13 protein-coding genes are annotated in these 17,421 nt (G+C 35.2%); 2 read left to right on the top strand and 11 right to left on the bottom strand.

Going from position 1 to position 17,421, the window contains the following annotated elements; genetic code table 11:
* Positions 1-65: 65 nt before the first annotated feature.
* The 9 genes from AO58_RS0101960 to AO58_RS0101915 all read right to left on the bottom strand — a co-directional run bounded on the left by AO58_RS0101960 (position 66) and on the right by AO58_RS0101915 (position 10,008).
* A complete protein-coding gene (locus AO58_RS0101960) occupies positions 66-638 on the bottom strand; it encodes a helix-turn-helix domain-containing protein (protein ID WP_024980098.1) in 573 nt (190 codons plus the stop codon).
* A 132-nt stretch (positions 639-770) separates the two neighbouring features.
* A complete protein-coding gene (locus tag AO58_RS0101955) occupies positions 771-1,262 on the bottom strand; it encodes a VOC family protein (RefSeq protein WP_081764637.1) in 492 nt (163 codons plus the stop codon).
* A 1,084-nt stretch (positions 1,263-2,346) separates the two neighbouring features.
* Complete coding sequence (locus AO58_RS0101950) at positions 2,347-2,751, bottom strand: hypothetical protein (protein WP_024980096.1); 405 nt, start codon at positions 2,749-2,751, stop codon at positions 2,347-2,349.
* A 126-nt stretch (positions 2,752-2,877) separates the two neighbouring features.
* Positions 2,878-3,645 (bottom strand): hypothetical protein, encoded by a 768-nt coding sequence (locus tag AO58_RS0101945; protein WP_024980095.1) that lies wholly within the window; start codon positions 3,643-3,645, stop codon positions 2,878-2,880.
* Positions 3,646-3,886: 241 nt separating this feature from the next.
* Positions 3,887-4,900 (bottom strand): M28 family metallopeptidase, encoded by a 1,014-nt coding sequence (locus tag AO58_RS0101940; protein ID WP_139225540.1) that lies wholly within the window; start codon positions 4,898-4,900, stop codon positions 3,887-3,889.
* 440 nt (positions 4,901-5,340) lie between these two features.
* Complete coding sequence (locus tag AO58_RS0101930) at positions 5,341-7,542, bottom strand: penicillin acylase family protein (protein ID WP_024980092.1); 2,202 nt, start codon at positions 7,540-7,542, stop codon at positions 5,341-5,343.
* Position 7,543: 1 nt separating this feature from the next.
* A complete protein-coding gene (locus AO58_RS0101925; protein WP_024980091.1) occupies positions 7,544-8,398 on the bottom strand; it encodes a cyanophycinase in 855 nt (284 codons plus the stop codon).
* A 54-nt stretch (positions 8,399-8,452) separates the two neighbouring features.
* Complete coding sequence (locus tag AO58_RS0101920) at positions 8,453-9,544, bottom strand: cyanophycinase (RefSeq protein WP_024980090.1); 1,092 nt, start codon at positions 9,542-9,544, stop codon at positions 8,453-8,455.
* An 11-nt stretch (positions 9,545-9,555) separates the two neighbouring features.
* Positions 9,556-10,008, bottom strand: a complete 453-nt coding sequence (locus tag AO58_RS0101915) for an Lrp/AsnC family transcriptional regulator (RefSeq protein ID WP_024980089.1) — start codon at positions 10,006-10,008, stop codon at positions 9,556-9,558.
* A gap of 245 nt (positions 10,009-10,253) precedes the next feature.
* Between AO58_RS0101915 and rocD the strand changes: the two genes are divergently transcribed.
* Entirely contained in the window at positions 10,254-11,537 is a 1,284-nt protein-coding gene (gene rocD / locus AO58_RS0101910; protein ID WP_024980088.1) for an ornithine--oxo-acid transaminase, read from the top strand.
* Positions 11,538-11,545: 8 nt separating this feature from the next.
* On the top strand, positions 11,546-12,502 hold the full coding sequence (locus AO58_RS0101905) for an arginase (RefSeq protein WP_024980087.1): 957 nt from the start codon (positions 11,546-11,548) through the stop codon (positions 12,500-12,502).
* A gap of 156 nt (positions 12,503-12,658) precedes the next feature.
* Here AO58_RS0101905 and AO58_RS0101900 read toward each other — a convergent pair whose 3' ends face one another.
* Positions 12,659-14,026 (bottom strand): RagB/SusD family nutrient uptake outer membrane protein, encoded by a 1,368-nt coding sequence (locus AO58_RS0101900; protein ID WP_024980086.1) that lies wholly within the window; start codon positions 14,024-14,026, stop codon positions 12,659-12,661.
* Positions 14,027-14,037: 11 nt separating this feature from the next.
* Positions 14,038-17,028 carry a SusC/RagA family TonB-linked outer membrane protein gene (locus AO58_RS0101895; RefSeq protein WP_024980085.1) on the bottom strand — a complete coding sequence of 997 codons (2,991 nt, stop codon included), beginning with the start codon at positions 17,026-17,028 and terminating at the stop codon, positions 14,038-14,040.
* Between the last annotated feature and the right edge of the window lie 393 nt (positions 17,029-17,421).

Below are 17,421 nucleotides of genomic sequence, written 5' to 3'. Positions count from 1 at the left end.
TGTGCTTTGCGTTTTAAAATCGTAAAAACAACCCTGACAATAACCTGACAACTACCCGTCAGTTTTTATAGAATGCTGAAATTCAGTGTAAAAAAAAGCTTTTTTTCTTTGTCTAAAGCTACTGCGTTTCTAAGGACAATTATCACATTTGAAATTACAATTAGTGCCATAAGCAAGATTGTGAATTGATTGCCTAGTTTCAAAAAAATACCCAACATAAAAATAATTGGAGCCATTATAGTCCAAAGTATTTGTATGGAAATAAGTTGCTTTGCTAGGCTGTTTCTTTGTTTCATTCTAAACATTAGGAGCAATGGAATGATAATATTAAAAGGAGGAATAATGATAAACGGAATGGAAGAAAGATTGATTAATTTTAGTTTGGTAAAATTGATTAAATCGGTTTCTTGGTTTTTATCGATTTCTACGACATTTGCTAAATTTTCCTTTGTGGGTTTTTCAATAAGTAATTCATTCGCTTCAATTGCTAATACTTTGGCCAAAACTTTAAGGGTGTATCCTTTGGGTTCTTTTCCCGTTTCAATTCGCTGAATCGTTCTTACAGATACGCCCGATTTTTGTGCTAATTCTTCTTGGGTGAGGTTTTGAGATTCTCTGATGGTTTTTAATTTGGACATATTTTTAATTGATAGTTTTGTTTTTAGAAAATGAACACTTAAGCTATGGTATAGGCTACAACAATAGTAATGTTTGCTGCTTGAGCGACGAATTAGGTAGTTTGTCGTTACGGAGCGGGTTGCCTTTTTACATCATTCCTTTGATTGATACAAAGCAATTCTGTTTCCTTCTGTGTCTTCAAATTCTGCAACAAGTCCAATTCCATTATCTGTTTTTGGGTATAAAATTTGTCCGCCATTTAAAGTTGCCAATTGCAGTGTTTTATCAATATTTTCTGTTTTGAAATAAATTACAACCCCGTCTTTTGTTGGCTTGTAGATTGCTCCTTTTGCCAATGCACCTGAAATTCCTGAATTTTCATCAAAAAAAGGAAATAATGCCATTTCATTGTTATCAATGATTTCTTTGTCAAAGTCAAATTGGAATACGGTTTGATAAAATTTTATTGCTCTATCAATATCGTTAACTGGTATTTCAAAGTAAATGATTGGGTTTGATTTTTTTACCATATTGACTTTTTCAGTTTGTTTAGTTGACGTTTTTGAATGGTCACCACAAGAAGTTAGAAGGAGCATAAAAAGTCCAATAATCGTTGCTTTTACTATTTTCTTAGTTTGCTTCATTTCTTTTTCTATTTTGTCAAGTTCTGTGTTGTCTTAAAAAAAATCGCAGATATTCTATTGCTACAGAAATTATTGCTATTTTCAGATTTGATTAATCATCACAAATATAAAACCAACTTTTTATTATATCTGCACTAGGAAGTCTCACGACTTTATATTTTTGTTTTAAGTTTTATCTAAATTATACATTAAAATCAATTGCATCTCACTAAAGCGAGATGATTTCATTATTAAAATATATGCTTTAGCCGAAATTATTATAGATTTTGGCTAAAGCCTAATACTAAACTTATTTTAAAGAATGGGCTAAAGTCCATTCCTATTGAAACTTTGCAAATGTATAGCATTCTAAATTAGATTAGTAGAGTGTTATTTTCTCATATTTAATTGCCTCCAGATTTATCTGGAGGAATTAAATTGGCATTGGCTCTAAATTGGCTTTAGCCGAAATTATTATAGATTTTGGCTAAAGCCTAATACTAAACTTATTTTAAAGAATGGGCTAAAGTCCATTCCTATTGAAACTTTGCAAATGTATAGCATTCTAAATTAGATTAGTAGAGTGTTATTTTCTCATATTTAATTGCCTCCAGATTTATCTGGAGGAATTAAATTGGCATTGGCTCTAAATTGGCTTTAGCCGAAATTATTGTAGATTTTGGCTAAAGTCCAACACAAAACTCATTTTAAAGAACGGGTTAAAGCCATTCCTATTGAAATTATGCAAGTAAATTGTAATCCAACTCAGGTAAGGACAGTGTTTTTATTTTTCCTCAAAGTTAATTGCCTCTAGATTTATCTGGAGGAATTAAATTAGCATTTGCTCCAAATTGGCTTTAGCCTAAATTATTATAGATTTTGGCTAAAGCCGAATAAGAAACACATTTTAATGAATGGGCTAAAGCCCATTCCTATTGAAACTTTACAAATGTATAGCCGGGAGATTTTTGGTATTTACAAGGATTACAACATAAAATTACAATCGTGGGAAATCCGACCCTTTTTTCATCTTGTGCAGGGATGTTAGCACTGCGATTAAATCTCTAAGTAAATAGTTTTTAGAGGTTTTTGCAGTTATTACCTTCTATAAAGTTTTAAGCATATTTTTCACCATCATTAAACTATTATTTTGATTTTGTAATGATGATAACATACTCTCGATAATAGGTCTTGTAAGTGGTTGTGAAATCACTTTATATGCTTTCGCAGATAAGTTGTTTTCATATTCTTCCCTAATAAAATTTAAGTATTTTGAGAAGCTCATATTTTCAAATAGTAGCTTTTCAGAAGCATTATTTTCATTAATATAATTTTCTAAAAATTCTTGTATTTCTAGTGATAACTTTTGGTTCATTAAAAAATGAACTTTCAAGTTTTCTATTTCCTCTTTCGGCTCAGGTAGTTTTATTTCTGTTGGTTTTTGTCCTTGTATATAAGTAGCTAAAGCTATTATAATTCCAACAATTGCAATTATCATTTCTATTGTCATTGTATTTTGGTTTTAAATATTACTGTCAATGTTCCGTTGGTAAAAGCAGTTTGTGAATAAATTAAGCCCATTTACAGATTTGCCAAATCATCCCAAATCCGTTGTTGTGGCTGTTAGGCGACGTGTTTAATCATATAGCCAAATATTTATTTTATCTGACGGAATTGGATGTCCAATTTGCTTTAGAAGTATTTTAAATGTTTCTTGGATTTCTATTTCATCATCAATAGATAGCATTAAACGTAATAATATCCAAAATTCAACTTGATTAGCGTCTAAGTAAAATTCTTTTACTATTTCTTCTTCTTTTAAAAGTTTTATTTTGAAATTACTTTCAATAGGATCAAACTCAAAACTTATTTCGAATTTATTTTTACCGTCAGTTATTTTAAATTCATACCACACCGAATTAAATTTGCCTGATACCGAGCGTATAAAAAGGTCAGCGACATCTAAAGCTTCTTTGATTTCTGCTATGCTTGGTTTTTGATAAAAATGTTCTAATTTGTTTCTTAATGTTCTGAATTTTGAAATTATTAAGCTAGGAGCAAGGTTTAAAGCATTTATTATTTGGAGTTTAATAGGTATATCAGCTTCAAAGTCAAAATAATTAAGGAAATTTTTCACTATTGGATTAAAGTTGTCTGAAGAATTTACTAATATTTCAAATGTTTCATCAATTTGGCAATCGATTGCTCGCTTTGAGTTTGTTAAGCTATTTATATAACCACGGTCATTATTTTCTTTTAAATCTTCTTTTGCAAATCTTAAAAAATCTTTTGGTGAAATGTCAAATTGTTGTTCTTCAAAGTTAGTTCCAATTTCTCTTGAGATATATAATTCGGTTAAATCTAGTTTGGAATAAGTAAGGATTTCTAGTATTAATGAACTCATAGTGTTGTCATTTTTGGGTTGATGTCGCCTAACTTTTGTATAGGCGAAACAAATTTTCTCTCAATACAACCAGAAAGTTCGTTTCGCTTTATTTTTTTCTTACAAATCATCAAAAATGTTTCCTTTTAGCCCCGACAGCAGCGGCATCCTTTGCTTTTTTTCTTTAAAAAAGCAAAGATACAGCGGATGGCGGGACCTATGCTGGCAAAAAAGCCTATTTTTCCTGCTCCTTAGAAGGCAACTATTGTAAAGGTTTGTCTACTACGGGGCGTTCGGCTCTATTGGCCAATTCCCAAGCCATAGCAAAGGCCAATTGGGTTCTTTTGGCTAGGGCATCAAACTCGATTTTGCTGACTTCATCGGTTTTTTTATGGTAGTCTTCGTGTACGCCATTGAACAAAAATACCGACGGGATGCCATTTTTAGCGAAGTTGTAATGGTCGGAACGCTCATAAAAATGATTGGGGTCCTTCTTGTCGTTGTATTTGAAATCCAAGTCCAATTGGGTGTATTTTTCGTTGGCGGCCACGGTGATGTCGTGTAGCTGACTCGACAATCTATCGGCACCGATTACGTACACATAATTGTTGGTTTTGGGATGGTCAAAATCGCGACGCCCAATCATGTCAATATTGATGTCGGCGATGGTATTTTTTAAGGGGAATAATGGGTTTTTAGCATAAAAACGAGAGCCGTGTAAGCCGTGTTCTTCGCCTGTAACATGCAAAATTAAGATGGAACGTTTAGGGCCGTGCCCTTGTTTTTTTGCCATTTGAAAGGCCTGTGCAATTTCTAAAAGCGCCACGGTTCCTGAGCCATCGTCGTCGGCACCGTTGTAAACGTCACCATTTTTAACACCTACATGGTCGTAATGGGCAGAAATGACCAAGATTTCCTCTGGTTTTTCAGTTCCTTTGATGAAGGCCCAAATGTTTTCGGATTCATTGAGTTTGGGACCATAATTGGATTTCATGAACTCGGCGGGTACTTTTTGGTAATAGTCGGTGGCACCATCGGGAAACGAAATACCATTTTTCTTGTATTGTTCGATGAGATAGCGACCGGCTTTTTTTTGGCCTTCGGTTCCTGTGTCGCGTCCTTCCATTTCATCGGAGGCAACGATAGTGAGGTGTTTTTTCAGGTCGGTTTGGGTAATGGTGGCAAGGTATTTTTGTAAAGGCGCTGCTTTGGTTTTGTTTTGCGCTGTACAGGAAAGGCTAACAAGTACAGCACATACTAGTGCTTTTTGGATCATTTTTAAGGATTTTATTTAACGCAGATTCAAATTATTTTAGATGATGTAGTGGGTTAGTATGGCCACGAATACACTAAATTATTTTTGTTAATCGTTGCGGTTATTTTTTTTAAGTGTGTTGTTTGATTACCGCAAATTCGCAAATTATTTTTAGAGAAAGCTGTGGTTTGTATGGCCACGAATGCACTAATTTTATTTACCGCAAATTCGCAAATTATTTTGATAGTGTTGTGGGTTAATATGGTTACTAATGCTAATTTTTATTTATTGCAAATTCGTAAATTAAATTTTAATGTATGTTATTTATTTACAAAAAAAGCGCATATTATTTTTTACTATGATTTACTAACAATTTGCGGCTAGGTATGTTATTTTAAATGAGTAATAAAAAAAACACCCTCGTGAAAAATTTACAAGGGCATTTCAAGTATAGATTGGGATTACTCACCAGGATGATAGGTTTTCTCAGCATTTTTTTGGACGTCTTCTTTGTAGAATAAAACGTCTTTGAATTGGACGTTTTGATACATTTTGGCTTGGTCAAAAAAGTGTTTCGAGTTTGGGTCTCCCGAATTTCCTCCTGCCAATAAAGACTTTGCTTTTATCTTTGGACCAAATTCAACCGCGCAAATAAAGCTGTTGCCGTTGTAACCATATCGTTTTTTGCTGTTGTTTTGGTACGAACTTTTGAAAGCAGGTAAACTTCCCCACAATACAGAAGCGGTACCCATTGCTAAACTTTCTTGGTTGTCGTCATAGGTTAAATCAATAGCTCCCGAAGGACGTTGAAAACGGTTGATGTCGCCCCACGGAATTTCCCATTTTCCAAATTTGGCTTGCAGTTCTTGAACAACTGCTCTTAATTGTGGCAACATATCATTAATGCCCGCTGTTTTGGCAAACTCGGTCATATTTTCTACTTGGTCTTTTTCGCCTTCGTCAATGTAGACTTTTTGTAAAATTGGATTCAACTTGAACGCCCATTCATTGGCCAAGGTAGTCGCCACAGAGTTTGCATTAGAGTAATAATTCCAATTTTTAAACACTTGAATAGGAGCTTCCAAATCTTTGAATTTGGGTTCTTGAGCTTGAGCGTCTTTTTGAAAATTGGCAATCAAAGCAGGAAGTAACATTTCAAAAGCTGACAATTTGGTGTCGTAACCATCCGTAATCAAGTTGTCTAAGGTGTATTTTTTGTCTTGACTAAAAATACGAACGGCATTGATTCCTCTAAAGTTTTCCCCATCAGGCGCCATATAAGGCAAATAGTTAGATTCTTTTGGGCTATTGTTGCCTGCTACAGAATAGGGAGTGGAGTTACAATTTTGGAGCCATCCGTTACTTGGATTGTACAAATGCACGGTTTCGGATACTGGATGCAAACCTTTCCATTGGGTTTTGGAAGTGGTGCCATCGACTACTTTGGCCCAATTGAGACTTTTGTCGCGCATCGGAATAAAGTTTCCGTGCCAATAGGCAATGTTTCCTTTGTTGTCGGCATACACTGTATTGTTAGATGTATTGGCTTTTAAATCCATCGCTTTTTGGTAGTCATCAAAGCTCTTTGATTTTGTTCTTACCCAACTTTGCACCAAACTTTCCATATTGCGGTTTTTGGATTTCAAACTAATCCATTTTCCGTCTCGCTTAGCCATAATCGGACCGTGAATCGTAAAATAGGTCTTGATTGTTTTGGAAGCCATTTGTCCTTTATCCAAATACTTTAGAACGATTTTTTTTTCTTTTACAGGCAATAATTTTCCATCGTATTCATAAAATAGTTTTCCTTTTTGCTCGACTATTTTTTCTGCATACATATCGGCTACATCTACATTTGAAGAAGTATGCATCCAGCCACAGTTTTCATTAAAACCTTGGTAAATAAAAAACTGTCCCCAAGTCACCGCTCCGTATGCGTTCAATCCCTCTTGGCTACTGATTTGGATTTCGGGTCTAAAATAAAAAGTAGTGTGTGGATTGATGTATAAAAGTGCATTACCCGTCACCGATTTTGAAGGAGCAATAGCAAATCCATTAGAGCCTGTTTGCACATTTACATCTCTTTCAATGTAAGCTACTTTGTCGTTGTTGCCAGAGTAAAAAGCTTTCAGTTCGCCCGTGCTTAAATCGGCGGTGCTGATTGCGCCAATACTGCCATCGGTCCAAAGTAAAGGAAACCAAGGTTCAACACGAGTTAGTAATAATGGTTTTACATCAGGATGCTTGTACAAGTAATAGTTGATGGCATCGGCATAACTGTTCATTAGTTTTTTGAGCCAAGGTGCCGCTTTTTTGTAATCGGCTTTGGCTTCTTCTGCGTCAATAAGTAAACGGGTTTCTAAATCGTTGTACAAAACACCAACACCTTTTACTTCGGCCAAGCGGCCTAACTTATCAATATAGTTCATCTCGACACGCTTAAAGTCGTCTTCGCATTGGGCATACAACATCCCAAAAACAGCATCAGCATCTGTTTTTCCGTACACGTGGGCAATGCCCCAATTGTCTCTGATGATGGTGACTTGTTTGGCCTGTTGCTCCATTCGTTTTACTTCTGAAGCCGTTAATTGTTGTGCCCAAATCGAAGTCATGGGACTCAATAGTAGCATCCAAACAATAGCCCAATAGTGTTGTGTTTTCATTTTATTGAATATTAAATTTTTGACCTTCAATCAAAACGCTCATTTCTAAAGATTTGATGCTAACGAGATGATTCTTTGGCGCTTTCTTGATTTCTTTAGGATTTTTAACCACGATGACTTCGCTTTCGCCCACGACTTCTACGGTTTTGTCTCTGACAACAATGGCAGTGCTTTCGTCAATTCCAATTCCAATATGATTTGGAAAATCGACTAAGCCTGTCAGCAAGCGATTGTATCGACTTCTTTTTAGAAAATGTTGGTCAATAATGACGTTTTTTACTAAGCCCAAACCTGAGTTGATTTCAAGATTATCATAACGGATGTTGTCAAAGGTTTCGGTGTATTTGGTTTCTAATTTTTGGTTTCCAGTAATCATATTTTCGCACATCACAGCTGCACCAGCGCTAGTTCCTGCAATCGTACTGCCGTTTTGATGGGCTTTGTGAATGGCATCATAAATAGGAGTTCCGCGAACGACGCCCATAAAACGGGTTTGATCGCCGCCGCTTATGAAGATGAGTTTGGCTTTTTGAAGCGAATCGGTAAGAACTTTATTTTGACTGCTGGTTTTGTCAAAATTGAGCATCACGATAGGATGTGGGGTTAATTTGCTTAACTGTTTTTTGAAATAAATATAGGCACTATCAGGTTCTTCGCTAGACATTGGAAGCACTACAATAAAATCTTTGGTTTTTAAATCAGCTACTTTTAGCATTTGATTCATCAATACATCAGAGCGCTTTCCTCCACCAATGATGAATAATTTTCCTTTGTTTTTTTGAGCTTCAACTATAGTGGTTGATAGTAAAAGTAGGGTAATAAAAAGCTGGTTTAGTATTACTTTTGGCAATTGCATAATAAATGGTATTAATAGTGAAAAAGTGTTCAGAATGAGATAGTGTTATCTTGTTTATTCTATAGAAAGAACACCATCCGTAACGTACATATTTTGATAAATTCCGCCAGATATAGTGGTCCAATTGGTTAAATTAAAAGAGCCATTTCCAGTTTCTTTTCCTCCAATTAGGTAGGCTTGAACGGCTTTTTTATTATTTATCCAATTGAGCTTGCTGCCTGCTACACATTTCTCAGGTTTTTCACTACTGGCTTTCAAAAAATAAGCAAAACCAGTTCCATAAACTACCGCTTTACCATTTTCGTCAATACAAACGGCTGTTTGTTCTTGCACACCAATTCCTTTGGGTTGTTGCCAGTTAAATTCAGTAGCTAAACGTGCTAGAAAAGTGATTTGTCTGCCTTTTCTATCAGGGTTATTATAATGGGTGTCGGTAATTGTATTTTTAAGAAAAGGATTGTTGATAAAATCACTTTTTGCTAAAGTAATTTTTGAATTGAAAGGATTTAAAAGCGCTTCCTCGGAAGTTATGGTGTTGTTTTCGGCGGTAAAAACGGCTTCACCAAGAATGGCACAACCTGCGCTAGTTCCGCCAACGGGTACTTTTTTCACATTAATTAGGTAATTCAGTGCCTCTTCAACGGGAGTGTTTCTCCAAAAGCGAATGTAATTGGCTTGGTCTCCACCAGCAATGAAAAGCATTTCCGCTTCTTTGATGCGTTCCGCTACTTTTGGATTATTGGCAAGTTCGGCACTATTTATAAGTAAGGTTTCAACAGAATTTACTTGGCGGATGCCATTTACTTTTACTAAATCGTATAAGTATTGATTATAACCTGTTGTCCCTGATGCTCTAATGATTACTACATCTCCTCCGATGCTTTTATTGATCATCCATTTCATTGCGCCGTCTACATCGGTAGAGCCTCCCATTAAAACGGTCCCAGCACTAGTAGTTACTGTAACATCTTTTGGATCTCCAACAATCCCTATCGAAGAAGGGATAGCAGTGTAGGCGGGGGTTGGAGTTGGTTTTTCGGATTCGTTTGAATCACTACTGCAGGCTAATAAACTGAACGATAAAAGAAAAGAAGAAGCTAGTAAAACGCCATTTTTGGTTGGTTTGGTTAGAAAATCAGGGAACATTATTTAGTGGTTTATAAGGTTACATTGCGTTTAAAGGCACACCCTAACTCGATAATAGAATCGGTTTTGGCAATACCGGGAATATTATCTATTTTTTCGTAGAGTAACTTTCTCATGTGCTCATGATCTTTTGCAATCATTTTGATATATAAGGTAAATGAGCCTGTAATGAAATAGCATTCGGTTATTTCAGGTATTTTCTTTAATTCATCGATTACACGTTTAGAATCGGCATCTTTGTTTAAAGTGATACCAGTAAAGGCACCCCAGTCATAGCCGATTTTTTTTTCATTAATTACGGGTTTGATTCCGGTTAGTACACCTTGGTCCATTAACCTATTAATTCGTTGGTGAACCATGGTGTTTGAAATTTTGAGATTGGAAGCAATGGCAGAGTACGCCATACGGCCATCTTTTTCTAATTCTTTAATGATATTAATGTCAAATTCGTCTAATATTTCCATTTCGAAAGGCTTTTTTAAAGTTAAAATCACTTTTTATATTCTTTATAAAAGTAATTATTTTTATTTCATTTCAAAGTTTTAGTACAAATGAGACTTCAAAAATAACAAAATGACTTTATATATTTATAAAAAAACGAAAATTTGTTTTTATTTTTAAAATATTAAGTCAAAACACATTTTTTTTATCCTATTTTTAAATAAAATTAGTATTTTTGCTTTATAGATATAAATTAAAGACCAAAAAAATGATACAATCTGAACTAATACTTTCTTCAAAATCGGAAGTTTTAATCGAAAAAGAAAACCAATTTGGAGCCCATAATTATCATCCGTTACCGGTAGTTTTAGAACGTGGAGAAGGAGTTTATGTTTGGGATGTTGACGGCAAAAAATACTTTGATTTTCTATCGGCCTACTCCGCGGTGAATCAAGGACATTGTCATCCAAAAATTATTGGAGCAATGATTGAGCAAGCTCAAAAGTTAACCTTAACTTCTCGTGCTTTTCATAATGATAAATTAGGCGTATTCGAAGAATATATTACGGATTATTTCGGCTTTGACAAAGTTTTACCAATGAATACTGGTGCAGAAGCAGTAGAAACGGCTTTAAAATTATGCCGTAAATGGGCGTATGAAGTGAAAGGTATTCCAGAGAATCAAGCACAAGTGATTGTTTGCGAAAATAATTTCCACGGAAGAACAACTACTATTATTTCTTTTTCTAATGATGAAGTAGCGCGTAAAAGTTTTGGTCCTTTCACCGAAGGTTTTATCAGAATTCCTTATGATGATATCGATGCATTAGAAAAAGCGTTGCAATCTTCACCTAACATTGCTGGTTTTTTAGTGGAGCCTATCCAAGGTGAAGCTGGAGTATATGTACCTTCTGAAGGGTATTTGGCAAAAGCTAAAGCACTTTGTGAAGCGCATAATGCTCTTTTTATAGCCGATGAAGTACAAACAGGAATCGCTCGTACAGGTCGTTTATTAGCTACTTGCGGGAATTGTTCTTGTGAAAAAGGGTGTGAAAAAACACCTGAGGTAAAACCAGATATTCTTATTCTCGGTAAAGCCATTTCTGGCGGAGTGTATCCAGTATCGGCAGTTTTGGCCAATAATGAGATTATGAATGTGATTAAACCAGGGCAACACGGGTCTACTTTTGGTGGAAATCCAGTGGCTGCTGCCGTGGCTATTGCTGCTTTGGAAGTGATAAAAGATGACAATTTGGCTGCTAACGCAGATCGTTTAGGAAACATACTTAGACAAGGTTTAAATGATATAGCTGCCAAAAATCCTTTGATTGCTTTGGTAAGAGGAAAAGGTTTGTTGAATGCTATCGTTATCAACAGCGATGAAGATTCTGATTTGGCTTGGGATATTTGTTTACGATTTAGAGATTATGGTTTGTTGGCTAAACCCACTCACGGGAACAAAATTCGTTTTGCACCACCTTTGGTTATTACCGAAGAGCAAATTCAAGAGTGTTTAGCGATTATTGAAAAAGCGTTAAATGACTTTATCTAGGAAGTTGTATGAAACCTATTAAATTAATTAAAAATAGATCCGATATCGGAGCGGGTACTCGTGGCTCTGATTTGGGGGTAGACGCTATTGAAATTGCAGCCATCAATCAAGGAAGTGATTATTTTAACCAGTTTCCTTTTGAAGATATTAAAACGCACAACGAGTCGATTTATGATAAAGATAGAAGTACAGTAGCCAAGCGTATTGAACACGTGGTGGAGCAGTGTATTCGTTTGAATAATTCGATTCAGAAAAACTTAAAGGATTATTTTCCTATTGTGCTTTCAGGAGATCACTCCTCGGCTTTAGGAACCATTAGTGGGATAAAATCTGCATTTCCAGAGCAAAATGTTGGGGTGATTTGGATTGATGCCCACGCCGATTTGCATTCTCCTTACACGTCACCTTCTGGGAATATTCACGGAATGCCTTTGGCAGCAGCATTGGCAAATGATAATTTGGATGCTAAAACAAATGCTGTCGACCCTGATACTCAAAAGTATTGGGAAGAAATGAAGCAAATAGGGTACAAAGGACCTAAAATTCAGCCAGAAAATTTGGTGTATTTTGGAGTTCGTGATACGGAAGAAGCTGAAGATCAACAAATGGAGCGACTGTCTATTCGCAATTATAAAGTAGACGAAGTACGTTATAGAGGTTTAGAAACTTGTGTGGCAGAAGCTTTAGTAAAGCTGTCGCATTGCGAAGTTTTGTATATATCCTTTGATGTTGATTCGATGGATTGCGACTTGATTTCGTATGGAACAGGAACACCAGTAGCCAAAGGATTTGATCAATATGAAGTAATTGCAATAATAGATCAAATTATTAAAACCAAAAAAGTAGTTTGTATTGAAGTAGTTGAGGTGAATCCTTTATTGGATACCAAAGGGAATAAAATGGCAGAGACGGCATTTCAGGTGTTGGAGGCGGTTACTTCCACATTAGTTTTACCCATTGAGTAAGTAGGTTTTTTATATTTATTTGGTTGAAAAAGCTTAAAATCGCTCTGATTTTAAGCTTTTTTTTGCTCAAGTAAATGTTGGTTTTTATTTAATATATGCAAAAAAAACCACTCCGAATGTTGGAGTGGTTTAGAAAAACTAATTCAAAAAAAAATATTAATATCCAGGATTTTGAGTGATTAACCCATTTACATCTTTTTCTCTTTGTGGGATTGGGAAAACTAATAAATCAGAGTTCCATGCGATAGAAGAAGTTACAGAACCTTTAGTTCTTTTAATGTCATGAACTCTAAAACCTTCCATGCCTAACTCTAGCTCTCTTTCACGAAGAATGTTTGCTAGTGTAACAGTGCTAAACAAAGTAGCTTTTGCTCTAGTTCTTAATCTATTGATGTCATTTAGTGGCGTATCACCAGTTGTTGTTCCTGCTTGGAAATTAGATTCTGCGCGAATCAAATACATTTCGGCTAAACGAATAACAGGTACATCTCCAAATTGACTAGTAAATTTAGAAGTTAATCTACGACCGTTTACAGAGTTGACGTAATTGAAGTTTCTTCTTTCATCATTAACATCGTCAAATTTGTTTAAATATGTTGATCTCAATTCGATATCACCACCGCGGCCTCCAAATAATCCAGAAGCATAGAAAGTGATCAAGGCGTTGCTACCTGTTTGATTGGTAATTTGGATGGCAAAAATATCTTCAGCCTGATTTACTTCATGGTTGAATGCTTCCTTATATGTAGCCATCAAGCCTGCTCCACTGTTTGCAATCACGTCATTAGCAGCATCTCTTGCAGCCGGATAGTTTTGCATTTGTAAATATACCCTAGCTAAAAGTGCTTTTGCAGCATATTTGTTGGCGTAAAAGCTGTTGTTTGCAGGAAGATTTGCATATGCTTTGTTTAAACCATCAATAACAATTGCATAAACTTCTTCTACCGAGCTTCTTTCTTTAGGGTATTCTTTAGTGTAATCGTAGATTGCTTTATCTCTAACAACAACTCCTAATTGGCTGTTTGTTTTACCAGCTTCGTAAGGTTTAGCAAAAAAACGAACCAAATCAAAGTAGGCCAAAGATTTTAAAAAATTAGCCTCGGCTACCATTTTGGTTTGTTTTGCCGGATCAGCTACTTTATCTATATTTTCGATCACAACGTTTGCTGCATTAATGATTTCATAATTTCTTGCCCAGATGTTTTGAACAAATCCATTATCTACTAGCATAGTTTTAGTGTACATCTGTCTAAAAGGCACAAAAGTACCTCTCCATCTTAAATCTGTTGTGGTAGTAGATCCTGTTTGGCCAAGTAAATCAGCTGAAACTTGTATTCTACCTCCGTATGCATCACCACTGGCTGCAATTGCGTAAGTACCTGTAAGTATGTTTGTGATACCACTCTCAGTACTTAATGTGATTGTGTCATCCTCTCGTTGTCTAGGGTCGATTTCTAGTTCATTCTCACAACTAATAAACATAGCGGCAAGTAGAGAATATATGATTAATTTATTGACTTTCATTTTTGTTGTTATTAGAAATTAATATTTACACCCAATGCAATAGTTCTCGCTGGAGGAGCAGAATAAAACTCTTCCCCGATGGTAGTGCCGTCATCTCTTCTTGCTTCTGGATCATAACCAGAATAGTTGGTAAATGTAAGTAAGTTTACACCTGTTCCGTAAAAACGAACACTACTCATTCCTAAGTCTTTCACTACACTGCTTGGTAGTGTAAAACCGATTGTTAAGTTTCTTAAACGTACAAAATCAGCTTTTTCTAAGAATCTTGTGGAGTGACCTGTTCCATTACCGCCATAAAGTCTTGCTTGTGGTACATTGGTAATATCACCTGGTTTTTGCCAACGGTTTAATTGGTCTACAGTTTGGTTATCTAAGTAATCTCCAGAAACAGATTGGAAGATACCTGCAGAATTGTAGATACTAGCTCCCCATTCTCCTTGGAAAGTAAATGAGAAATCTAAGCCTTTGTAATTAATGGTATTTGTTAAACCCGTCATCAAAGTCGGGAAAGGATTTCCTGCAATAATTCTTTGTGCTGCTGCATAATCGCTAGTTTTTGTTCTGTCGATAGAACCATCAGGATTTAATGTGTTTAAATAAAATAATGCGTCACCGTTTTCAGGGTCAACTCCTGCATACTCTTTTAGGTAAAAAGAAGAAACGTTTTCGCCTACTCTATTAATTGTGAATGTATTGATTAAATCTTTGTTGTCGTTTGGTAAAGAAAGTACTTTAGTTTTGTTTGTTGTTAAATTAAAACTTGTACTCCATTTGAAGTTTTGAGTGTCAATGTTTTTGGTGTTTAACACGAATTCAACTCCTTTACTTTCAAGTTCACCAATATTCTTATTGATCGATGTTGCACCAGAACTCAAAGCTAATGGAACACTAAATAAAAGACCATCGGTCGTTTTTTTATAATAATCTGCTTCAATATTGATAATGTTAAATAAGCCTAATTCAGCACCAAAATCTACTTGAGTTGATTTTTCCCAACTCAAATCAGGGTTTCCTGCCTGAGTAAAGGTTAATCCTGATTTAAGGTTATAAGAGTTTGGTCCGTAAAATTGTCTTGACGCAAAGTTTCCTAGTTCAGCATTTCCAAGTTCACCCCAGCTTCCTTTAAGTTTCAAGTAAGAAAGTATATTGTTTTCTTTTAAGAAACTTTCCTCAGATACTACCCATCCTGCAGATACAGCAGGAAATGTACCATATCTGTTGTTTGCTCCAAATCTTGAAGACCCATCGCGACGAATACTTGCTTTAAGTAAATATTTATTTGCATAGGTATAGCTAATTCTGCCGAATTGAGAAGCAAAAGTATAGTCAGTTTCGTTACCCGATCCTGCGTTTACTTCAGCACCACCATCTATGGTTGTAAAACTATCATTAGGAAAATAAATGCTAGTAACATCTTGGTATCTTCTGTTGAATTTGTTGAACTCTATACCAGCAACTATGTTTACATCGTGTTTTTCTGCAAATGTCTTGTCGAATGTTAAGTAGTTACTAGTAATGTAGGTCTCGTTGTTTACAGAACTTGCGAAGACTTCTCCGTCAGTGGCCATGTTCGGAAAGTTTTTTCCGTACCAAGCATCTTCAGTTTGCGACATTAAATCGTAAGAAAAATCACTATTTGCTTTCAAATAAGGTAGGATTTTAAATTCACCGTACACTTTACCAAGAACTCTTCGAACTAAGGTCTTATAAAAAGAGTTATCAGCTGCTTGTACATAGTTAACATACTCTGTGTTTTGGTTAGGAGAGCCATCTGCTAAACGGACAGGTGCTAAAGGTGATTGAGCTACCATTTGCAATGGTGTTGTAAATGAGTTGTCATCTTGAACTCTATTAATTTGAGCTCTAGAAAAACTTAAGTTCATTCCAGCGGTAAAACGATCTGTCAGTTTATGTGAAATATTTGTTCTAGCAGTTATTCTTTCTAAATCATTATCTACAATAATTCCAGTTGTGCTATTGTAAGCGCCTGAGAAAAAGTATTTAGTTTTTGCATCTCCACCTGATACTGCAAAATCAGCATCAGTAGTGTATCCATTTCTAAAAGCAAGGTCTTGCCAATCTGTGTTAACTTCTAAGTTTCTCCAGTCAGTTCCTGCAGCATATGCATCAAAATAAGACTCCGCCTCTGCAGTATCTCCTGTACCATTGATGGAAGCCTCTTTAAATAATTCTACATATTGCGCAGCATTTAACCATTTTCTTTTATTAGTAGCTTCGCTAACTCCTTGCGATAAATTGATAGAAAAAGTTCCTTTTCCTTCTTTTCCTTTTTTAGTGGTAATAATTACAACTCCATTGGCACCTCGAGCACCATAAATTGCTGCCGAAGATGCATCTTTTAATACGTCAATCGATTCGATTTCATTTGGACTTAAAGTCAGTAATGGGTTTGTTGGTGCTCCATTATTTGATTCATTTGTTGTTATCAATGGTATTCCATCCAATACATATAATGGTTCTTTTCCAGCACTAATACTTGCAGCACCTCGAACACGTACGCTAACTCCTCCTTCAACTTTACCGTTAGTTTGCGTAATTTGAACCCCAGCCAGTTTACCAACTAAAGCGTTTTGTACGTTTGAAACGGGTACTTGTTGAATGTCTTTTGCAGTTACTCTGGCAATGTTATCCGTTGATTTCTTTTTGGATTGCGTACCATAACCTACAACGACCACATTTTCCAGTACGTTAGAAGCATCTTTTAGTTTTACGGAAACTTTTGATGCAGCTTTTACTTCAGCTGTTGACATCCCCACAAAACTCACGACCAACACATCATTAGTCGAAGCTTTTAGAGCAAAGACTCCCGAAAAATCTGTTTGCGTACTTGTTTTCGTTCCTTTTACTAGTACGTTAGCCCCTGGGATAGGAATTCCGGCCTGATCGGTAACGGTTCCCGTTACAGTGAATTCTTGGGCGACAGCGATTTGCACAAACAAGGCAAAAAGCAAACTCAAAAAATGCTTTAAATTGATTCTCATGTTGCTATTATTAAAGATTAGTTGGGTCAAATATCTTAATATAATGTTAAACACAAAAGGATATTTTTGTTAAATTTTTTTAAATAGTATTTTTTTATTAAAAAATTGATTTTTTATTCTGTTTATTGTTAAATATTTCTTTTTGTTGTCTTTTTTTAATTTAATTTTAAAATTTAGCTAATTGTTTGTTGTTTATTGTTTTGTGATTTTGACTTTAATGAAGTCTATTTTGGTTGCTTTTTATTTTTTTTTAAAATAATTACGTCAAATTTAAAACACTAGTGTGTTTTATTTACTTTTTTTTAGCAAATAATAAATATTTGTTATTATTGTTAATTATGTGTGAAATGTTTTTATAGTTAACTTTTTAGTCTTCATTTATAAATTCGAGAA

Source organism: Flavobacterium succinicans LMG 10402 (assembly GCF_000611675.1).
Lineage (GTDB): Bacteria > Bacteroidota > Bacteroidia > Flavobacteriales > Flavobacteriaceae > Flavobacterium > Flavobacterium succinicans.
This window is presented reverse-complemented; position numbering and strand designations above follow the sequence as displayed.